The 20,282-nt window shown below is 67.5% G+C and carries 18 protein-coding genes; 3 read left to right on the forward strand and 15 right to left on the reverse strand.

The features are described 5' to 3' along the window. Positions 1-9 precede the first annotated feature (9 nt). On the reverse strand, positions 10-2,748 hold the full coding sequence (locus tag ABZS29_RS07805) for a UxaA family hydrolase (RefSeq protein ID WP_355459554.1): 2,739 nt from the start codon (positions 2,746-2,748) through the stop codon (positions 10-12). Positions 2,749-2,847: 99 nt separating this feature from the next. Between ABZS29_RS07805 and ABZS29_RS07810 the strand changes: the two genes are divergently transcribed. Continuing rightward, the gene (locus ABZS29_RS07810) at positions 2,848-3,516 is read left to right on the forward strand and encodes a GntR family transcriptional regulator (protein WP_355459556.1); all 669 of its coding nucleotides are present in this window, start codon (positions 2,848-2,850) and stop codon (positions 3,514-3,516) included. A 4-nt stretch (positions 3,517-3,520) separates the two neighbouring features. Here ABZS29_RS07810 and ABZS29_RS07815 read toward each other — a convergent pair whose 3' ends face one another. From ABZS29_RS07815 to ABZS29_RS07880, 14 genes are all read right to left on the reverse strand, one after another. Next, the gene (locus tag ABZS29_RS07815) at positions 3,521-3,859 is read right to left on the reverse strand and encodes a VOC family protein (RefSeq protein ID WP_355459558.1); all 339 of its coding nucleotides are present in this window, start codon (positions 3,857-3,859) and stop codon (positions 3,521-3,523) included. Between the two features lie 107 nt (positions 3,860-3,966). Further along, a complete protein-coding gene (locus ABZS29_RS07820; RefSeq protein WP_355459560.1) occupies positions 3,967-5,160 on the reverse strand; it encodes a Gfo/Idh/MocA family oxidoreductase in 1,194 nt (397 codons plus the stop codon). 43 nt (positions 5,161-5,203) lie between these two features. Beyond that, the gene (locus ABZS29_RS07825; protein WP_355459562.1) at positions 5,204-5,881 is read right to left on the reverse strand and encodes a glycerophosphodiester phosphodiesterase family protein; all 678 of its coding nucleotides are present in this window, start codon (positions 5,879-5,881) and stop codon (positions 5,204-5,206) included. Beyond that, the gene (locus ABZS29_RS07830; RefSeq protein WP_355459563.1) at positions 5,878-7,185 is read right to left on the reverse strand and encodes an ABC transporter substrate-binding protein; all 1,308 of its coding nucleotides are present in this window, start codon (positions 7,183-7,185) and stop codon (positions 5,878-5,880) included. The genes ABZS29_RS07825 and ABZS29_RS07830 overlap by 4 nt, the downstream gene beginning before the upstream one ends. A 2-nt stretch (positions 7,186-7,187) precedes the next feature. After that, on the reverse strand, positions 7,188-8,003 hold the full coding sequence (locus ABZS29_RS07835) for a carbohydrate ABC transporter permease (protein WP_355459564.1): 816 nt from the start codon (positions 8,001-8,003) through the stop codon (positions 7,188-7,190). Then, complete coding sequence (locus ABZS29_RS07840) at positions 8,000-8,896, reverse strand: sugar ABC transporter permease (protein ID WP_355459565.1); 897 nt, start codon at positions 8,894-8,896, stop codon at positions 8,000-8,002. Before ABZS29_RS07840 ends, ABZS29_RS07835 begins: the two co-directional genes overlap by 4 nt. Before the next feature lie 71 nt (positions 8,897-8,967). Further along, complete coding sequence (locus ABZS29_RS07845) at positions 8,968-9,663, reverse strand: MgtC/SapB family protein (RefSeq protein WP_355459567.1); 696 nt, start codon at positions 9,661-9,663, stop codon at positions 8,968-8,970. Then, entirely contained in the window at positions 9,660-10,682 is a 1,023-nt protein-coding gene (locus ABZS29_RS07850; protein ID WP_355459569.1) for a 2-hydroxyacid dehydrogenase, read from the reverse strand. Before ABZS29_RS07850 ends, ABZS29_RS07845 begins: the two co-directional genes overlap by 4 nt. Beyond that, positions 10,682-12,133, reverse strand: coding sequence for an FGGY family carbohydrate kinase (locus ABZS29_RS07855; protein WP_355459571.1), 1,452 nt, complete (start codon positions 12,131-12,133; stop codon positions 10,682-10,684). Before ABZS29_RS07855 ends, ABZS29_RS07850 begins: the two co-directional genes overlap by 1 nt. A 12-nt stretch (positions 12,134-12,145) precedes the next feature. Then, positions 12,146-12,937: a DeoR/GlpR family DNA-binding transcription regulator gene (locus tag ABZS29_RS07860; protein ID WP_355459573.1), complete on the reverse strand. Its 792-nt coding sequence runs from the start codon at positions 12,935-12,937 to the stop codon at positions 12,146-12,148. Further along, entirely contained in the window at positions 12,934-13,551 is a 618-nt protein-coding gene (locus ABZS29_RS07865) for a histidine phosphatase family protein (protein WP_355459575.1), read from the reverse strand. Before ABZS29_RS07865 ends, ABZS29_RS07860 begins: the two co-directional genes overlap by 4 nt. Beyond that, the gene (locus ABZS29_RS07870) at positions 13,548-14,891 is read right to left on the reverse strand and encodes an FGGY family carbohydrate kinase (protein WP_355459577.1); all 1,344 of its coding nucleotides are present in this window, start codon (positions 14,889-14,891) and stop codon (positions 13,548-13,550) included. The genes ABZS29_RS07865 and ABZS29_RS07870 overlap by 4 nt, the downstream gene beginning before the upstream one ends. Before the next feature lie 75 nt (positions 14,892-14,966). After that, on the reverse strand, positions 14,967-15,200 hold the full coding sequence (locus ABZS29_RS07875; RefSeq protein WP_355459579.1) for a hypothetical protein: 234 nt from the start codon (positions 15,198-15,200) through the stop codon (positions 14,967-14,969). 246 nt (positions 15,201-15,446) lie between these two features. Next, positions 15,447-18,110, reverse strand: coding sequence for a hypothetical protein (locus tag ABZS29_RS07880; protein ID WP_355459581.1), 2,664 nt, complete (start codon positions 18,108-18,110; stop codon positions 15,447-15,449). 178 nt (positions 18,111-18,288) lie between these two features. Here ABZS29_RS07880 and ABZS29_RS07885 point away from each other — a divergent pair, with 178 nt between their 5' ends. Next, a complete protein-coding gene (locus ABZS29_RS07885) occupies positions 18,289-19,728 on the forward strand; it encodes a family 43 glycosylhydrolase (protein WP_355459583.1) in 1,440 nt (479 codons plus the stop codon). A 196-nt stretch (positions 19,729-19,924) separates the two neighbouring features. Further along, positions 19,925-20,278 (forward strand): hypothetical protein, encoded by a 354-nt coding sequence (locus ABZS29_RS07890; protein WP_355459584.1) that lies wholly within the window; start codon positions 19,925-19,927, stop codon positions 20,276-20,278. Positions 20,279-20,282 lie beyond the last annotated feature (4 nt).

A 20,282-nucleotide genomic window follows, 5' to 3' on the forward strand; every position in this document is an offset into this window, starting at 1 on the left:
GTTCACCCTTCACATAGAGGTACCGAGCAAGCCCCGCGTGATCTGGAAGCCGACGTTGCCAGAGGCAACAGCCTTGGGAACGAGTTGGCGACTCGCGACGAGGGCGATCGTCTCCAGCCCGATTCGTGCCTGGTCGGCCGCGTCGCCGGTCGCGACCGCGTCGAGGTCGTCGCCGTACCGCGCGACCGTCTCAGGGTCCTTGCTGAACTCGACGACCGGAACGAAACGCTGCGCCGACAACGTGCCACCGGCAACATGCGCCAGGATCTGCTGTACGCCGGACGCTCCGAATCCAGTCGCCGTTTCCATCCAGTCCGTGCCGGGCATCCGCATCACGTGCCATCCCGGTGCGGCGATCTGCTGCCCGTGCGCGATCGTCGGCCCCACCTCGGCGGACGAGCCGAACGCCGTACGACGGAAGTCGGGGTCAGCCAGCAGCGCGCCACGGGAGGACAGCACGACCGAGCCACCGGAACCGACGATCTCGGCGCCGATCAGACCGAGCGCCTCGGCAGTATCGCCGGTCAGCTGACCGCGCGCCTCCAGGCCGATCGTCAGAGCGCCCAGCGTGCCCTCGTGCTCGACGGGAGCCGGCAGGTCGAAGCTGCTGAACCAGTCCTTCACCTTGTTGCCGACGGCATCGAGACCGCCGTCCGCCTGGATGCTGGCCCAGCCGAACCGCGCCGGATCCTTGCCGGCCCCGACGAGACGGGAGCGGAAGTAGTCGTTGTGGGTCTTCTCGCAGCCGTGTTCCAGGAGCAAGGCCATCCGCGTGTTCGGGTGGAGAAGGTAGCCGAGCATGATCCGGGCGAAGGTCTCCTCCGACGCGCCGCCGCTGCTCCCGCAGCCCTCGGTGTGCGGGAGGGCGACCATCCGGGTGACCGCGTCACCGGCCCATTTCTCGAGTTCGGCCTGCGCAGCAAGGCGAAGCGCGATCTGGCCGGAGCACAGGCTGGTCGGCAGGATGAGCCCGACCGCTTCGGGAAGATCGCGATCGTCAACTCGCAGCAGACGTGCTGGAGTGCGCGTGCTGCTCGTGGTCCCGGTCAGTGGGAGGGCGTCGAGGGGGGCGTCGCGGTCTTCGGCCGGGAGGTCGGCCAGCGCACGACTCTGGCGACCGTCGGTGCTGATCGAGATGCCCTCGCGCGGTCCGCTCTGCCGCCAGTTCCGCCAGATCGAAACCTGGCTGTGGCCGGCGCGCTCACCCGCGCTGGGTTCACCGGACGCGACCCGGACGGTCAGGTCGAAGGTCTCCGCGGTCAGCTGGGCCATCGGCGTACCGGTCAGGTAGCGGCCTGCATCGACGTCCATCTCGGCCTGCAACCGCTCGTACCGCTCACTGGTGGTGACGAACTTCAGCGTCGGGACGAAGGGGAAGTTGGTGATCGAGCCGTTGCCGGTGGTGAAGAAGATCAGGTTGCAGCCGCTGCCGATCTGGCCGGCGACCGACTCGAGGTCGTTGCCGGGGCTGTCCATGAAGATGTAGCCGTTGCCGGGCAACGGTTCGCCGTAGTCGATGACGTGGTCCAGGCGGACCTCACGCGGCAGCTTGCGGGCGGCGCCGATGGACTTCAGCACAATGTTGTAGAGGCCGCGGTACACGTTGCCGCCGGAAGGGTTGCCCTCCGCGGTGTGCCCGTGCCAGCCGACGCGTTCCTTGAACGAGCGGATCGTGGTGAGGAAGCGGCGTGCGGTGGCGAGGTCGCGGACGTTCTTCAGGACGTAGGGTTCCGCGCCGATCAGCTCGTCGGTCTCAGCCAGTACGGCGGCGCCGCCGTGCTTGATCACCTCGGCGCCGACCAGACCGGCGAGCGGATTGGCGGAGATGCCGGAGAAGGCGTCCGAACCGCCGCACTGCAGGGCAATCTTGAGGTCGGCGAGCGGGACTTCGGTGCGCTGTTGCGCGTCGACGATCGGGAGCCAGGGCTCGACCAGAGCGCCGGCTGTGGCGAGGTCGTGTTCGAAGCCGGCTTCGCGGGTGAAGAACGCGTGCGGGACCTTGATCTCTGGGTAGTGGTGCTCGGCCATGAAGTCCTGGATCGCCCGGCCCGACACCACGTCGTCGGGGGTGTCGACGATCAGCACGGCGCCGACGTTCGGATTCAGAGTGAAGCCGGCCAGCGTGGCGAGCAGGAAATGCAGGTTGTTGGGGACGCCGTCCTCACCGCCCTCGGTGTGCGCCACCGGTACGACGCCGTCGCCCGCGGCCGCGCCGTCGAAGCGCCGGGCGAGTTCGGTGACGAAGCCGGAACTGCGGGAGCTGGTCGCCATCAGGACCACGTGGTTGCGGGTGCCGGCCGGGCCGTGCTCGCGGGGGTAGCCGAGGAACGTGCCGGGCTGCTCGACGCTGGTCACCTGCTGGCCGAGATTCAGCGCGTTCTCGTCGAGTTCGAAGGGGTCGAGCGGTTCGTTGGTGGCCGACGGTTCCGCGGGGAGACCCTCGACGCCTCGCGCGGTGACCGCTTGGAGGCTGGTCGGCGTACAGATGTAGTCGCCGGGGCGGAGGTCGCGCGTCGCGCGGGCGAAGGGGGTGTTCCAGGACGTGATCGCCTCGCCTTGGGCGATCCGGCGTACGGCGAAGCGGTGGCCCTCGAGGACGGTGTGCGGGAGGGTGACGAGGGCGCCGTCGAGCTCGACCTGGGTGCCCGCGTCCAGGCGGCGGGAACAGATGGCCGCGTTGTCTTCCGGCTCGGGGAGGACGCCGATCTCCTGGAACTTCACCGTGTCTGCCTTCCGTAGCTGGTACATCCGGCGCTACCGTGGGCCAGATCGTGCATGATGCATGATCCACCCTGCCGAAACGGACCGGCCGGGTCAAGACCGTGCTCAGGATCCGGAGGTGGACGGGTGGAGATCACCGACCGGCGGGTGCTGCGGCGGCAGATGCTCGCCGACGACGTCTACGAGGCGATCAAGACGATGCTGATGGATCACGTCGTCCGGCCCGGGGCGCGGATCTCGATCGACGGTCTCGCGCGCGAGTTCCAGGTCTCGTCGACCCCGGTCCGGGAGGCGCTCGCCCGGCTCGAGTCCGAGGGGCTCGCCGTCAAGGAGCCGCTGAAGGGCTACCGCGCGACAGAGCTGCTCACGCTGGCCGAGTTCGACGACCTCTACCGCTTCCGCCTACTGCTGGAGCCCTGGGCCGCCCGTCGCGCCGCCGAACTCATCACCGAAGAAGGCCGCGACCGCCTGCACGCCGAACTGGCCACCGCCGTCGAACCCACCTCCGTCGACTACGCCGGCTACAAGTCCCTCACGGTCCACGACAACCGCTTCCATACCCTCATCGCCACCCTCTCCGGCAGCGACCAGGTCCGCTTGGCGTTCCAGCGCACCCACTGCCACCTGCACATCTTCCGCCTGCACTACGAACGCGACATCGGCCCCGAAGTCCTCACCGAACACCGCGCGTTGGTAGCCGCAATCACCTCCGGCGATCCGTCGGCCGCCGAAGCCGCCATGACCCGCCACATCGAGAACTCGATGCAGTCGCGCCTCCGCAAGATCTACGAGTGAGCGGTTAGGGGAGCGGGGCGCCGCCGTAGGAGACTTCGTTGCCGTCTGGGTCGAAGAAGGTGGCGTGGCGGACGCCGTTTTCGTAGGTCTCGCGGGTGGCGGGGGCGAGGCCTCGGGAGGCGATGGCGGCGAGGGTGGCGTCGAAGTCTTCGACGAAGAGGGTGTGCTGGGCGTGGCCGGCGTGTTCGGGGACCACCTCGATGTAGAGGTAGCGGTGTTCTGCCAGCTCCCAGACGGCTTCGATGTCGTTGGGGAGGAAGGCCGGTGACGAGCCCAGCAGTTGTTCGTACCAGGCGACGGCGGTGGTGTAGTCGCTGACGGAGATTCCTGCGAACAAGTCCATCGCTGCACGGTAGCGAAGAACACGTAGTAGTGGGCCTCCCGCGGCTCCGGAGCGCGCGGCTGAGCGTGGCCGGCGCCTGGCGGGAGGACCTCTACGTGTCGTTAGCTTCAGGCGGGGGCGTCGCCGTGGTCGGGGATCTCCAGTTGTACGCCGCCTTGGAGGGCGGACTGGTGGGCGTAGATGCCGGGGAGGGTGTAGCGGGCGGAGACCCACGCGTTGATCGGGGGCAGGGTCTTGTCGGCGACGGCCCGGACGAAGTCGTCGGCGAGGAAGTGGTGGGAGCCTTCGTGGCCGTTGTGCAGGCCGTCGAACTCGGACGGCAGGCGGCTGCGGTCGTGGACAGGAGAGAGGCCGGAGCGGAACGCGTCGCGTAGGGCCGGGTCGACGTTCGCCAGGTCCTCGTCGTCGTGCGAGCCGGCCGACGTCGCCATCAGGTGGGTGACGTCCTCGACGCCCTGCTTGGTCTGCCAGAGCGTGGTGGTGGCGAGCTGCTCGAAGCTGCCTTCGGTGCCGAAGACGCGCAGCCGCGACTCCCGGATGTGCGACGGGTAGCCGACGCGGCGCATCTCGTTGGTGCGCATGATGCCGCCGTCGGCGAGCTTGAAGAGGGCAGTGGCGTTCGAGAAGTCGTTGTCGAACTGGCTGATCTCCTTGTCGAAGACGCCGTCGCCGCGGTCGTCCTTGACGCCGATGCACGAGACATGGGTGGCGTGCTGGCCGGTCACCGACAAGACGTTGCCGACGGCATGCGTCGGGTAGAGCATGGGCGGGAAGGAGGCGGTCTTCTTCCAGTCCTCGCCGCCGCTGTACTGGTACGCCGCGTAGAACCCGAGATCCATGTCGTGGACGTAGTCGCCCTCGGCGTAGAACACCCGGCCGAAGTCACCCGCGGCCAGCCGCTGCCGGCAGTAGACCGACGACGGGTAGTAGAAGCTGGTCTCACCCATCATGTAGGTCAGGCCGGTCTGTTCGACCAGCTCGATGATGCGCGCGATCTGCTCGGCCTCGATCGCCATCGGCACCGTCGAGTAGACGTGCTTGCCGGCCTCGAGCGCGCGGATCGCCATCTCGCCGTGCAGCCATCGCTGGGTGAAGATCGCGACCGCGTCCACGTCGGACTCGAGCATCTCCTCGAACGACTGGTAGGTGACCGAGACCCCTTGTTTGGCCGCCAGGTCGGCCGTCCGCTCCGGTACGACATCGGTCAGCCGCACCTCGGACACGTCCGGGTGCGCGGACCACAGCCGCAGGAACGAAGGGGCGAACTGGCCGGCTCCGACGACACCGATGCTGATTCCCATACGACTAGGCAATCACACATTTATGTTCCACGGAAGAACAAATTCAGACGTTGGAACGTGTGAGGCTGTGTGGGTTGTCGGTGGTGACGCCGTCGACACCGAGCGCGACGGCCTGCTCGAGCGTGGCGCCGTCGGGGACCGGCCAGGCGGTCACGGAGAGTCCGGCGGCGTGCAGTTCGGCGACAAGTTCCGAGGTCAGGCCGGTGATGCCGCACAACGCCCAGCTCGCCTCGGCCGCCCGCGTCAGAGCCAGTACGTCGGGAGTCGTGCGACCGAAGATCCGCCCGGTCGTGGCGCCGGGGAACGTGCGCCGGACGGCGAGCAGGATCTCGGGGTGGAACGACGTGACGAGCGTCCGAGCGGCGAGATCGGGGTCGGCGCGAAGTGAGTCGGCAAGGAGCGGAACCGCGGCGGGGTCTTTCACCTCAGCCTGAAAGCGGACAGTTGGAAGTGCGGCGACTACCTCCGCCCAGGTGGGGATCACCTCGCCTTGGCCGGCGTCCAGCGCTCGTAGCTCAGCGAGGGTGAGGGCTGCGACTTCGCCGGTGCCGTTGGTGGTGCGGTCGACGGTCGCGTCGTGCAGGATCACCAGCTCACCGTCGGCACTCACGCGGAGGTCGAGTTCGATCTCGTCGCAGCCGTCGGCGATCGCGCGCCGGAACGACCGCAGGGTGTTCTCCGGTTCGGTGCCGAGGGAACCTCGGTGGCCGGTGATGATCACAGCACTTTCTCCTCGTACAGGCGGCGGACCTCGTCGCCGATCGCGTCGAGCCGGCGGGCGACCGAGCTGAACACCTTGGCGGGTTGAGCGTTGTCGGCGTAGATCTGCTGCAGGCCGGTGTAGATGGCGACGTTCGCGTTGCGTCCGTAGAGGCGGATCGCGTCCTGCTGCCGGGCGTTCGCGAGCTGCGCGATCGCAACCCCGTAGTTGGGTTGTTCGGCAACGAGCTTCTTCAGCTCCGGCACTTCACGCGCGGCCGAGACCACCGGCAGGTACCCGGTCTGGATCGTCCACCAAGCGGAGTTCTCCGGCCGTGCCAGGAAGCTCAAGAACACCGCGGCCGCCTGCTTGCGCTCGGCCGAGATGTTGCGCAGCATCCCGATCCCACCGCCACCAGTAGCGATCCCCGATGCGACCTCCGCCGGTACGAACCCAGCGCCGACACGGAATTTCGCCTTGCTGGTCATGCTTTTCAGCCCACCGGTCGACTCCTGGATCATTGCCACGAGCCCGTTCGCGAAGTCCGTACTCGGACTGCTCGCCATATACGCAAACTTCAGAGAATGGACCATCGACCGCTGCCACTCCCCCGCGGCCACCGCGCCGGCCTCGGCGATCGTCACATCCAGCCCACGCGAATACGATCCACCGAACTGCCACACGTTCCCCTGGAACTGCCAGTCACCGTCAACCTTCGCGAACGCCAACGTCCGCAACGACCGCCCACCGGACTGAACCTTGGCCAGCGACGGCCCCCAGGACTGCAACTCGCTCCACGTCCGCGGCGCGCGATCAGGCAGTCCGGCGGCAGCGAACGCATCCCGGTTGTAATACAGGATCGGCGTACTCCGGGCGAACGGCACACACCAGCTCTGCCCCTTCACGACGTACTCACCGAACAGTTTCGGCTGATACACCGAAGGATCAGCGAGGTACCCGTTCAACGGTTCCAGCGCCTCGTTGAGGAAGAACCGCTCCCACGTCACATCCGACAGTACGGCGAGATCCGGCGCCTGCTTGGCGATCAACGCCGCGGCGACCTTCTGCGCGACGTCGTCGTAACTACCCTGGAACTGCACCTCGACGTACACATCGTCCTGCGACTCGTTGAACTTGGCAACGAGTTTGTCGACGGCCTTCCCGTTCACCCCGCCGTACGACGACCAGAACACGATCCGGACGCGACCGGCGTACTGCGACGGTACGGCGCCGGCTGGTTGCGAGTAGACCGCGTCGACCGACCGATAGCCGCACCCGGCCAGCGACAAGCCCGCGGCCAGTCCAAGGAATCCCCTGCGCCGCATGCTCATCCCTTCAACGCGCCTTGGGTGATTCCACCGACGATGTAGCGCTGGGCGATCAGGAAGATCAGCAGCATCGGCGCGAGCACCAACAGCGTCCCGGCCATGATCGTCCCCCAGTTGGCCAATCCTTCCTCGTCCTTGAGGATCAGCAGCCCGACCGGCAGCGTTCGCATCGAGGCGGTGTTGGTCACGATCAGCGGCCAGACGAAGTTGTTCCACTCCTCGACCGCCGTGATCACCAGGACCGTGACGAGCATCGGCCGCGACATCGGCAGCACGACCCGCCACAGCGTGCGGAGGTGGCCAGCGCCGTCGACCGCGGCGGCGTCCGTCACCTCCGACGGCAGCGTCAAGAAGTGCTGCCGCATCAGGAACGTCGCGAACGCCGAGCCGACGCCCGGAATGATCAACCCTGCATAGGTGTTGATCCAGCCCAACGTTGCCACGGTCAAGTAGTTCGGCAGCAGCGTGACATGTCCCGGGACCATCATCGCGCCGAGCACCAGGAAGAACAGCACCTTCTTGAACGGGAACCGCAAGTACGCGAACGCGTACGCCGTCAGTACGGCGTTGATCACCTTCAACGCCGTACCGACCACGGTGATGATCGTGGAGTTGAGGAAGAACCGGTCGAACGGTGCCGCCTTCCAGGCCAGCGAGAAGTTCTCCCAGGTCAAATGATCCGGCCACCACGACGGCGGCCACTGATAGATCTCGGCCGGCTGCTTGAACGCCGTCGACACCAGCCAGTACAGCGGCCCGAGGAACACCGCCGCCACTCCGACCAGTACGACGTACTGCAGGGCGCGCACCTTCATCGGTAGTGCACCCGCCTCTCCATCACTCGCGCCTGCACGGTGGTGACGACCAGGAGGACGACGAACATGATGATCGACAACGTCGCCGCCCGGCCTGCGTTGAAGGCCTGGAACCCTTCGTTGTAGATCGACCAGCTCAACGTCGTGGTGGCGTCACCCGGACCGCCGCCGGTCATCACCGCGATCACGTCGAAGGCCTGGAAGGTCCCGATCACCGTGGTGATCAGCAGGAAGAACGTGATCGGCGCCAGCAGCGGGAGCTTGATCGCGTGGAACCGCCGCCAGGTGCTCGCGCCGTCCATCACCGCCGCCTCGTCGAGCTCCTTCGGCAAGCCCTGCAACCCGGCCAGGTAGATCAGCGCGGCGAAGCCGGCGTTCTTCCACAGGTAGACGATGACCAGCCCGGGCAACGCCCAGTCGGAGTTGTTCATCCAGTCCGGCGGCTCGGCGCCGAAGGCCAGCGCCCGCATCAGACCGTAGCCAGGGTCGAAGATGAACAGCCAGATCGTCGCGACCGCCGCACCGGACAGCACGTGCGGCGCGAACGCGATCGTCCGAACCGCACCGCGTCCCTTCAACGGCAGGTTGAACAGGAACGCCAGCGCCAGCCCGATCACGAGGCTGCCGGCCACGATCAGCCCGGTGAAGACGACGGTGATCCCGAGCGTCCGGTGGAAGGCTGGATCGGTCAGCGTCCGGCCGTAGTTCGCCAGCCCGACGAACGCCGGTCGCGCCGCGATCATGTTCCAGTCGGTGAGGCTCAGGAACGCGTTGTAGAGGATCGGCCAGTACGCGAAGACCGCGATCACCAGCAGGTTCGGCGCGACCAGGGCCGCGAACAACCAGTACTCCCGTCGCCGTCGCGACCGCAGACCTACCGGATTCTCCCGCACGCCGTGAAATTATCACCAGATCATGGTGACGTATAGAGAATCTTTGTGATTTTCTCGCCTATTTCACAGTCTCAGTCATCATCGTCGTTGCGCAGCCGCACTCCGGTGACGCCGTCGAGCTCGTCGAGCGCCAGCACCAAGGTCTGCAGCGGCGCCCGCCCGTTGAACCGCATCGAGGCCCGCACCTGCTGCCGTCCACCGTCTCGGTGCACCTCCGTGCCGAGCACAGAGGCCTCGAACCCCATCGCCGTCGCGGTGGCGAGAATCGCCCGCAGTACGCCGGCGCCGTCGTCGTACCGGACGGTGACGATGCGCCGCCGATCCGGCGACGGCAGCAACCTGCCGAGCCGCACCAAGGGCCCGACCGCCAGCAGGTGCAGGACAGTCGCAGCGACCGCGAGGACCGGCATCCCGGCCCCACAGGCCATGCCGATCGCGGCGGTCATCCAGATCGTCGCCGCGGTGGTGAGTCCGCGGACGACGTCGCGGCGCATGAAGATCACCCCGGCACCGAGGAAGCCGACACCGGAAACCACCTGAGCCGCGATCCGGGACGGGTCGAGATTCACGTCGGTCCCGAGGACCGCGTCGAAGCCGAATCCGGAGACGAGCGTGAACATCGCCGCCCCGGTGCCGACCAGCGTATGGGTCCGCATCCCGGCGCTCTTCTGCCGCATCTGACGCTCGATCCCGATGATCATCGAGAGCACGAAGGCGATCAGGAGCAGAAGCAGCTCTGTCCAGGTCGTGGAGGTTGCGAGCTTCATGAGACCAGTCCTACCGGATCCCTCCCGGTGAGGTAGGCAGCGACAGCCTCGGCAGCGATAGATCCTGCCCGCAGAGCGGTCTGCCGGGTGGCACCCGCCAGGTGTGGCGTCATGACGACATTAGGTGCGGTCAGCAACCGTGAGCCAGCGGGGAGAGGCTCGACCGGGAAGACATCGAAGGCGGCTGCTCCCAACTGTCCTGATTCCAGCGCATCCACGGTCGCCTCGTAGTCGAGCAGTCCGCCACGTGCCGTGTTCACCAGTACGCCGCCGCGCGGCATCCGCGCGATTTCGGCCGCACCGATCATGCCGCGGGTCTGGTCGGTCAATCGGGCATGCAGGCTGACCACGTCCGACCGGCGCAGCAGCTCATCCAGCTCGACCACCTCGATGCCGGCCAGGACGTGTGCGGGATCGACGTACGGATCGGCGACGACCACGTGTGCACCGAAGGCGAGCATGACCCGAGCGACTCGTTGCCCGATCGCGCCGTACCCGACCAGGCCGACGGTCGCGCCGTCCAGCTCGGACCCGCATTCGTCGTACGCGTAGAGGTCGCTGCGCCACTCCCCTTGCTCCAGCGTGCGATGCAGCCGCGGAAGGTTGCGCAAGGCCCCCATCATCAGAGCAACCGCGTGCTCGGCGGCCGCGACCGCGTTGCGTCCAGGAGTAGAGGCGACCTTGATGCCTCGCTTCAGGGCGGCGGGCACGTTCACGTTGACCGGACCGCCACGGCAGACCACCAGGAAACGCAGGTCCGGCGCGGCATCCAGCACCCGCTCGGTGAACGGACCCATCTGCGTGATCGCCAACTCGACCCCCGGCAGCGCCGCGATCAGCTCGTCCTCGGCATCACTGGCCTCATCCACCTCGGCCACCGCCCCGTACGGCGTGAGCGGCCACGGCAACGTGAGCTCGCGGAAGTCGAACCGCACGCCCGCCAGCGACTCCAGCGCTGAAGAGAGCAGTGAGTTCCGGACGAAGTGATCGCCGGCGAGCAGGGTGGTGACGGTTCTCATCAAGCTCCTTGGATCGGCGCGGGATCGGACCAGCGGGCACGGGCGTTCTCGATCCGGCGCAGGTAGTGGACGTATCCCTCGGCGTAGAAGGCGGCGCGCCCCGGATCCGGATCGACCTGGCGGGTCGACGCGATCCACTCCGGCCCGACGTCATCAGAGGCCGCCCGCCGGGCGCAGATCACCGCACCACGCGCGGCGACCTGTTCGGCGGCCGTCGTGTGCAGTGGCGCATTCAGTACGTCGGCCAGGATCTGCGTCCATTCGGCACTCCGAGCGCCACCACCGCAGACCGTCACGCGCCCGGTCCAGCCAGCCGCCTCCAGGCAGTGGCGAGCGGCGTACGCGATGCCTTCACAGGTTGCCCGGATCAGGTCGGCGGTCGTCGTGGACAGCGAGATGCCGTCGAGCGTGCCGCGTGCCCGGGTGTCGACGAAAGGCGCGCGCTCGCCGGCCTCGGAGAGATACGGCAGCACCGTGACGCCCTGAGCGCCTGGCGGGCTCTCGTCCAGGAAGGCGGGCAGCTGCTCGGTGGTTGCGCCGACCAGGGCGAGCACGCGGTCGAGCGCCGCCGTACCGACCATGGCGGGCATCGCACGCAGCCAGAGACCGGGTGTCCACGTGCCCAGAAACAGGCCGGCCGGTTCGCCGTCGACGGGGAGTTCGCGGGTGACCACTTGGCACGCAAGCGTCGTACCGACAGTCAGTAGTGCATCGCCGGGCGTCTCGACGCCGGCTCCGGCAGCGGCCGCCGGGAGGTCGTAGGGACCGGCTGAAACCCTGGTACCCGCAGCCATCCCGCTGGAGGAGTCCCGCAGCTCGCCCACTGGTCCGCCCGGCGCCACAGGTGCAAGTAGATGGCGCAGATCGCTCAAGCCCGTTGCTGACAAAGCTTCTTCGTCATAGGCGCCAGTCCGCGGATCGAGGAACGGTGCCGACGCATCCGAGACATCCGTCGCACGGACGCCCGTCAACGCCTGCATCACCACGTCCTTGCAGTACGCCGCCGTACCGGCCGCGTCGATCACCGTCGGCTCCTCAGCCAGTACGGCGGCGAGCAGCGGACCGGATGCACCCGGGAACATGCGGTTGCCGGACCGCCGGAACACGTGGTCGGCAATGCCGTCCGCGGTCCACCGCTCGAGAATCGCACTGCTCCGCGCATCCAGCCACGAGATGGCGGGCCGCACCGCAGCACCTTCGGCGTCGACCAGCCAGAGCCCGTCACCCTGCGCGGTGATCGCCAGTACGCCGGGCCTGTCCCCGACCGTCGCGGCCAGCTCACCGACCACCTCGTTGACCGAGGCAACAATCTCGGCGGTCTCGTGCTCGAACCGGCCCACCGACGGCCGTACCAACCTGGTCGGCCGGGACGCCTCGGCCAACGGCCGGCCCTCCGCGTCGAACGCGACCGCTTTGGTCACGGTCGTGCCGACGTCGACTCCGACGTCCATAGGCATCCCCTTCTAGAAGGTGGCGACCTCCACGGTCACACCGTGGTCGCGCAGTGGGCGAATCAGCTCTTCGGGAGTCTTCTCGTCGACCACCACGACGTCGAAGTCGCTCAGTGGCGCGAGCCTGTGCAGGGCCGTGCGCTGCAGTTTGGCGTGGTCGACCAACAGCACCTTGGTCCGCGCCGCCCGCAGCATCGCGCGTTTCACCAGGACGATCTCCTCCTCCTGGTGGAACGCATGCGTCGGCGAGACGGCCGACACCGAACAGAACAGCAGGTCGGTGTGCAGTGCCTCGACGGCCTCCGCACACGGCATCCCGCCGAACGAGTCGTGAGTCGCGGAGTAGATCCCGCCGAGTGCGACCAGCGTGATGTCGCGGCGGCCGGTCAGCGCGGTGATCGCGGGCAGGAAGTTCGTTGCCACGGTCAACGGCGTGATGTCCTCGAGCAGATCGACCAGGGCGAGCGCACTGGTCGAGTCGTCCAGCATCACCGACATCCCGGGCTCGATCATGGTCCGGGCGTACCGGGCCAGCGCGGCCTTCTCGGTCTGCGCGGTGTTCAGCCGGTAGGCGACATTGCTCTCGAACACACTCGTGGGCTGCGCACTCACACCACCGCGATACTTGCGGACCACACCCTGCCGCTCGAGCTCGTCCAGGTCGCGATGCACGGTCATCACGCTCACGCCGAACGCCTCGACCAGGTCGTTCGCCGACACCGAGCCGTGCTCGACGACGTACGCCGCGATCTCCGCCTGCCGCCGCGCGGGGCGGCTCAGCTCACCGTCGGGTTCTGTCGTCATGACGGGTGCTCCATTCGTCCTGCTGGGATGTTGTAGGCCTCGAGTCCCACTGTGCCGTGCTCGCTGCGGAAGCGCACGAGCGCCGCGGGACCGAGCGCAGGAAGAAGTCTGCGGTAGTCGTTCAAGCGAAGGCCGAGCACCCGGCACACCAGCAGCCGGATCAGCGTGTTGTGGGCAACCACCAGGATCTTGCCACCCTCGTGCTTCTGGGCGATCTCGGCGAACACCTCAGCCACCCGATCGGCGGCCTCGACCGGGTCCTCGCCGCCGGGGAAATGGTCACGGACCGGGTCGGCCTCGAACGCCGCGGCCACCGCGGGCGGCAGCTCGGCCAGCCGCTTCCCCTCGGCCAACCCGAAGTCGACCTCGCGCAGGCGGGCGTCGGTCGTCGACTCCAGGCCGAGCACCGAGGCGGTCGGCGCGATGGTCTGCCGAGCACGCAGCATCGGCGAGCACCACAGCGCATCCGGCGCGAAGTCGGTCGCCCACTCGCGCAGGAGCAGCGCTTGCTGCTGACCGACCTCGTCGATCGGCAAGTCGGACGAGCCGGTGTAGCGGTTGCCGTGATGCCAGGCGGTCCGCCCGTGCCGGGCCAGCACGATCGTGGTCCTCATCCCCGGTACCCCCGCGCGTCCAGCTCCGCCACGAAGGCGTCGTGCAGGTCGTCGAGGTGATGAGGGCGCGGCTCGAGGACACGGTCGACGCGCACCATCCGCCGGGCGGTTTCGGTCACGCTGCCTCCGCCGGATGCCGCCAGCACCGCCATCCCGTACGCCGGATCCGCGGCCACCGGCAGCTCGACCGGTACGCCGAGGACGTCGGCGCGGAGCTGGTTCCAGTACGGACTGCGTGTCGCGCCGCCGGTCAGCGAGACGGTTTGAACGGAGTCGGCACCAAGGGCCACCAGATGCTCAAAGGCGAGCCGTTCGACGAATGCGACGCCCTGCAACACAGCGACGTACGTGTCCAGATCACTGTCGATCGTGCCCACGGTGAAGCGCTCAGCCTGCGGTGCGACGAACGGGAACCGCTCCCCGGTCTTCGTCAGCGGATAGATGACCGCGTCGACCGGCCCGGCCTTGAGATCGAATGCATCGAGGTCCGCAGCAGGCAAAAGCTCAGTCAGTACGCCGGCGCCGCTGCTGGACGCGCCGCCGGGAAGCCAGCCGCCGTCGGGGTGGAGGTGGCTGTAGACCGCGCCGGTCGGATCGTCGAGGAGCTTCTCACTGACGCCCTTGAGCACGAGCGTCGTGCCGAGCACCGAGTTCCAGGCGCCCCGAGCCAACGCGCCGGCCGCGATCTGGGCCGCGCAGCCGTCCGTCATCCCGGCGTACACGGGGACTCCGGCAGCCGTTCGCCCAAGCTCGGTGCCCGGCCGGACAACCTCCGGAAAGATGTCGAGCGGCAGACCGAGCGTGTCGAAGGCCGCGGCCGGCCAGCTGCCTGCGACCAGGTCGTAGCCGGTCTTGAGGGCGTGGCTCGTATCGGTCGCGACTGGGTGGCCGACCAGGTGCGCGGCGACGAAGTCAGCACTGTGCATGACGCGCTGATCACTCTCGGCAACCAGATCGAGGATTTTCGGCAGGGCCCACGTGGGTTGCATCGAGGTCGCCCAGCGGTCCGGGTCGGCGTCCACGATGTGGACACGACGGGCGGCCGAGCGGGCGTCGTCGTACATGAGTGCGGGTGTGAGCGGGCGGCCGGCGCGGTCGGTCAGCAGGAAGGTGCCGGAGGTCGAGCAGATCGCCAGGCCCTCCACGCCGTCCGCGGACGGCGTGACCTCGGCCAGGCAGGCGTCGACGGCATCGAGCCACTGCTGGGGATCCTGCTCATGCCGGACGCCATCGCGGACACTGGTCAGCGGCCGGGACCCCCGGGCCAGGACGTCGCCCTCGGGACCGACGAGCACGGCCCGCACGCTCTGCGTGCCGAGGTCGACGCCGATCCAGGCCACGCGAGCTCCCCTCACACTGTTAGGTCAGGTGAGAAGATAACACCGAAGAACGATAAGAAACCAGAACGGCGTGACTCAGGCGTGCATCAGGACGAGCGAGGGGTCGATGACCGCCAGCTCGAGGCGGCCGGCGTCGACGGATCCGAAGACGCCCAACGGGCCACTGACCGGGCGGCCGGTGCGACCGACCCAGAAACCCCAGTCGTCCGGGGCATCCGGCCACTCCGGGTCCGGCTCCCAGCCGGGCGGCGGGCGCCACCCGTCGGCGGGCAGCTCGGGCCACTCGGGGGGCGGATTGAATCGGTACACGGGCGGTCCTTCCCAGATTCCCCAGACATCTGTGCCGTTGATCCAACTGTCTGACTGGTCAACGACCTGGCGCGCCGAAGGTCACGACTAAATCTTCGTAAAGTTTTCCGGCACAGCCACACATCTCACCACCGCGACCACGGCACAGCAAGCGATCGCTCACAGGGCGGACTGCACGTGCACCCGCAGAAGCGGATATCGCCTGATCCACAGGCCTCCCGGTTTATCCACAGCGCCAACGGGCGGTCACTGTCCGTTGCCCTGGGCTTCGTTCCCGAGGTCGGCGAGGCGGTCGCGGACCCGGTGGTGGCTGGTGAGCGTCTCGGCCAGGGTGTAGCCGAGCGAGCGGTAGGCCTCGAAGTCCCATTCGTCGTAGAACTGGTCGCTGGTCGCCCGCCGCGGGAAGTCGGTGTGCCGCGCGGCGTACACCTCGAGGTCCCAGTCGAGCTGCCCCGCGAGGACTGCCTTCACGAAGAAGATCTCGGTCTTGTAGGGCTTGGCGTTCCTCTCGACCTCTTCCGCGGTCTGGGGGTGCGTCGCGATGCCGTAGACCCAGGCGCGGTCCGCGCGGGCCTTCGCGCCGCGGATCATCGGCGACGGGTCGACGTCGATCTGGATGCCGTGGTCCATCCGGGCGGTCGCGATCGCCTCGGCCAATGCGCTGAACCGGTCTTCGGCATCGTTCGAAGCGTCGATCACGATCACCTGCGCCGGCTTGCGGCGTAGTGCCTCCACCAGGCCGAGGTTGTCGTAGTGCCCGCCGTCGGTGACGTAGATCCGCCGGTCGTACATCGACGGCGACCCGACCGCCTCGCGGAGCAGCCGGTACGGACCCGGCTTGTCGATGATGCTGCCGACGTACCGGCTGATCTTCGGGAAGAGCTTCGTGGGCGGCGGGAAGGTATCGTCCACGTTGTTGTTCCAGTACGGGTTGGGCAGCCAGACGCCGAGCCGAGCGTTCAGTACGGCGAGCAGCAGCCGAACCGGCCGAGTCCGCCCGTTCACCCGGCCGGTCAGCGGGCTCAGCGCGGCACCGCTGATCGCCATCGCCGCCGGCACCGTCACCTCCCGCACCAGGACGTCCGACTCCCGCTCGTAGTCGGCGGTATTACGTCGTCCGCCGTCCGGCAGCGACCGGTCCCCGATGATCCCGATGCAGTCCGCATCGAACACGAACGGCACACAGTCCCGCTGCGTCGGCACGAAGTCCGCGTCCTCGACGTTCGCCACGCCCGCAATCACCAGCCGTGGCCCGGTCTGCTGCGGCTTGGCCCATTCGGAGTAGCGGAGGCGCTTGTAGTAATCGATGGCGGCGGCGGAGCCGTTGGCTTTGCGTTCGACGAGGAAGGCGCGGGACAAGCGCTCGCGGTAGAACGAGTGCAGTGACGTGCGGTTCGCGTCGGTGAAGACTTTGATGCCTAGGGCAATCGCTCCGAGGATCACCGCGACTCCCCAGTCGCTGCGGAAACCGCGTTCGGTCGCGTAGCCGCCGGTCCAGCGCAGCAGCACGATCGTCGCGGCCAGCACGATGATCGCCGTACCGGCCCAAGGGGCGAGCTTGGTCTGCGCGAAGGCGAGGAAACGCTCCTTCAGCTTGCCGGACTCCTTGCCTTCCTTGGCGAGACCGTTCCACACCGAGCGGCCGAGACCGATCAGCACCACGACCAAAGCACTGAACGACGCAAGACCCTGTTTGGTCGGATCCACCAACGCCAGCAGGGCGGACGGCAATCCGGTGTCCCCGGGGAGTTGACCGATCAGGTAGAGCCCGCCTGGTACGCCGAGGAGCAGTACCGCGACCGGGACGCCGTACCGGAGGGAGACGCTGCCGATCGAGTTGAGTACCTTGCGGACTACGTCGGGCATCCGAGCCCAGCGGTCCCACACTTTCTCGATCAGGAACATCGCGGCACTGACCGCGAGCAGGCCGATCGAGAGCGCGAGGAAGTTCCAGGAGCCACCGGGTCGCCAGCTCACGAGGATCTCGGTGCCGGCGTCTTCGATCACCCCTTGGCTGCCGAGGAACCAGCCCAGGACCCACGCGATCGAGCGCAACACGATGCCGATCAGCAGCAGGTTGACGATCAGTCCGAACAGGACGGAGAGGCCGGCCAGGAAGACCGCTCGGCCGCCTTGCAGCAGGTACCGCGTCTGGCGGCGGAGGCGCGCGAGCTCGGGTGAACCTTGCGCGAACGGATCCGGTACGGCGCGCCGCAGCACATGGAACGCGGCCGCCGTATAACCGCCGCCACTCACCCCGATCACCGTGGACGCCTTGTCGTAGAAGCCTTGTTCACGCAGGTGTTGGAGCGCGCCGAGGCAGAACGACGCCGACCGGATGCCACCGCCGGAGCAGGTGATCACCAGCTTGCCGGAGTCGGTGTTGTCCACACTCGGGCTGAACCTGGCCGGCGGCTCGATGACGACGCCGTACAGCTTCTGCTGACCGAACCGGCTGGTCGCGAAGTACGAGAACGCGAGGATCAGCCAGCCGACGACGAACGTCACGTGCATCACGTTGGTGAGCCAGCCGGTCGACAGGTCCGCGCAGGAACCGCCGCCGAAGTCCGACCACAACCTGATGTCCTCGGCAACATCCAGGATCGCGGCGAGGAAGACCAGCCACGCGCCGACCGCCGCGAACTTGCGCCAGGACTGGCGATTCAGGAACCGGACGTACTTGTAGCCGCGGTAGGCCGCATAGACATAGGCGACGATGAACGTCCCGTCGACCAGCAACGACAGCCGGCCCGGGATCTCGCAGTCGACGCCGGCCAGGACGGCGTTCCGCATCGGCCACTGCACGACGACCAGCACCAGCGCGAGCTGCAGTGTCCTGGTGAACGTCCGGCGGCGGCCGATCTGCTCGATCGTTGCCTCGCCCTTGGTACCTTCCGATTCCCCCAACATCGCCCCATGATGACGGCGCGTGACGGTCGTCTGCCAGGGGTCGAGACATCTCCGCAGGTATCGATCCGGCTACGCCCCGCACTGTTCGATCCTGATGTGAACCGTTTACAACGTTGGTCAGCGCGTCGTACAACTGACGTTTACAACGTTGGCACAGCGGCTCGGAAGAGGTCCTGCCATGAGGTTCGTCCGCCCCATCCTCAGCACGTTGCTCGCCGCGGTCCTGGTCGGGACCGTCGCGAGCACCGCACCAGCAGCCGAAGTACAGGAGCACGTGGCGATGTCACAGGCGCTGTCACAGACGTTCCGGAACCCGGTGAACCCGTCGGCCGATCCGTCGCTGATGTTCTACAACGGCAAGTACTACGTCGCGACCACTCGTGGCGACCGGATCGGCATCTGGTCGTCGAACAGCCTGGCCACGCTGCTGGTTCAGCCCGAGCAGGTGGTCTGGCGCGACAGCGACGCCAGCCGCAACACACAGATGTGGGCGCCGGCGTTCCGCCATGTCGGCAGCCGTTGGTACATCTACTACACGGCCTCCGACGGCGTGGACGCCAACCACCGCATGTACGTCCTCGAGTCCGCCGGCGACGACCCGCTCGGCCCGTACTCGTTCAAGGCGAAGATCGCCGACTTCGGCGAGTACGCGATCGACGGCGAGCCGATCACCGTCAACGGCAAGCAGTACTTCGTCTGGACCGGACCAGGCCGCGGTCAGGGCGGCCCCGCGCAGCTGTACATCGTGCGGATGAGCAACCCGTGGACGTCGACCGGCGGCCGCGTGGCGATCCCGGCCGACGGCGGCTGCAGCGAGGTCCGGGAAGGACCGACACCGCTCTACGGCAAGGACCGCATCTTCCTCACCTACTCGAGCTGCGACACCGGCAAGCCCGACTACCAGCTGTGGATGAAGAGCCTGGCCAACAACGCCGACCCGATGGTCGCCTCGAACTGGCGCCAGCACCCCGGCCCGATCTTCTCCCGCAACGACTCCACCGGCGTCTGGGGTCCCGGTCACCACTCGTTCTTCAAGTCGCCCGACGGCAAGGAGGACTGGATCGCCTACCACGGCAAGAACACCAGTACCTACACCTATTCCTTCCGCACCTCCCGCGCGCAGAAGATCAGCTGGAACGCCGACGGTACGCCGAACCTCGGCAGCCCGCTCGCCGCCGGCGCCACCCAGACCCTGCCCTCCGGCGACCCCGGCTCCGCGAACTACTGGATCAACGACACCCAGGTCGGCACCGGCCTCAACCAGGTCGAGTACGCCGGCAACTGGAGCTCCGGATCCGGCTGCGGCAACCAGTGCTTCTGGAGCGACGACCACTGGAGCAACGACCCCACCGCTTCCGCCACCATCCGCTTCACCGGCACCCGCGTCGCCCTCCTCAGCGTCATCGACGCCGGCAACGGCATCGCCGCCATCTCCATCGACGGCGCCCCCGAACAACGCGTCGACTACTACAGCTCCATCCGCGTGGGCGAACACCTCACCTATGTCAGCCCGACCCTGCCTTCAGGCGAACACACCCTCAAGATCCGCGTCACCGGCGACAAGAACCCCTCCTCGTCCAACACCGTCATCAGCCTCGACCGCATCGAGGTCTACTGAGAGTTCTCTCACGGGTGTTGTCCGGAGTTCCCGGTACGCTGACGCGGCCCAAACATCCCGGACGAGCGGAGACCCCGTGATTCGAAGAGTCGCACTACTAGCAGCCACCCTCCTCCTGGTCCCAGCTCCCGCCGGTGCCACAACCTCAGCCACCACCGCCTGCACCGACGTCGCCGCCTCTGTTGCGACGGCACCGTTGAAATTCGGTGGCACGCGGATCGGCACCATTCACCTCAAGCGCGACACTTGTTACCGCTACTGGGGATATCTGAAGCTCAACGAACCGCTCGACACGGATTCCCGAGCGACTGCCGGCCTCGTCTGGCAAAACGAATTCGGTCCGCAGCCGGGCATCACCTGCAACTCCCCCGGTGGAAACGGCTTCATCACGACGGGACAAACGAGTTGCTACACCAGGCGCATCTCCCGAGATGATGGAATCTTCACCTTTCAGGCCTTCGCACACGAGGACTTCCAAAACCTGGGCGAAGGCCCCTGGGTGGTCGTCGCCCAGGGCAAGACCGTCCAGGTCAGCGTCGAGGGCCGTTAGTCAA

This window comes from Kribbella sp. NPDC005582, assembly GCF_040605415.1.
In the GTDB taxonomy this organism is placed as follows: Bacteria; Actinomycetota; Actinomycetes; order Propionibacteriales; family Kribbellaceae; genus Kribbella.

Bases quoted from the DNA above. Each gene is read 5' to 3' on its own strand.
- ABZS29_RS07815 (WP_355459558.1), bottom strand. From the start codon at position 3,859: ATGGACTTGTTCGCAGGAATCTCCGTCAGCGACTACACCACCGCCGTC.
- ABZS29_RS07880 (WP_355459581.1), bottom strand. From the start codon at position 18,110: ATGTTGGGGGAATCGGAAGGTACCAAGGGCGAGGCAACGATCGAGCAG.
- ABZS29_RS07885 (WP_355459583.1), top strand. From the start codon at position 18,289: ATGAGGTTCGTCCGCCCCATCCTCAGCACGTTGCTCGCCGCGGTCCTG.
- ABZS29_RS07865 (WP_355459575.1), bottom strand. From the start codon at position 13,551: ATGAGGACCACGATCGTGCTGGCCCGGCACGGGCGGACCGCCTGGCAT.
- ABZS29_RS07850 (WP_355459569.1), bottom strand. From the start codon at position 10,682: ATGAGAACCGTCACCACCCTGCTCGCCGGCGATCACTTCGTCCGGAAC.
- ABZS29_RS07835 (WP_355459564.1), bottom strand. From the start codon at position 8,003: ATGAAGGTGCGCGCCCTGCAGTACGTCGTACTGGTCGGAGTGGCGGCG.
- ABZS29_RS07860 (WP_355459573.1), bottom strand. From the start codon at position 12,937: ATGACGACAGAACCCGACGGTGAGCTGAGCCGCCCCGCGCGGCGGCAG.
- ABZS29_RS07845 (WP_355459567.1), bottom strand. From the start codon at position 9,663: ATGAAGCTCGCAACCTCCACGACCTGGACAGAGCTGCTTCTGCTCCTG.
- ABZS29_RS07855 (WP_355459571.1), bottom strand. From the start codon at position 12,133: ATGGACGTCGGAGTCGACGTCGGCACGACCGTGACCAAAGCGGTCGCG.
- ABZS29_RS07830 (WP_355459563.1), bottom strand. From the start codon at position 7,185: ATGCGGCGCAGGGGATTCCTTGGACTGGCCGCGGGCTTGTCGCTGGCC.
- ABZS29_RS07820 (WP_355459560.1), bottom strand. From the start codon at position 5,160: ATGGGAATCAGCATCGGTGTCGTCGGAGCCGGCCAGTTCGCCCCTTCG.
- ABZS29_RS07805 (WP_355459554.1), bottom strand. From the start codon at position 2,748: ATGTACCAGCTACGGAAGGCAGACACGGTGAAGTTCCAGGAGATCGGC.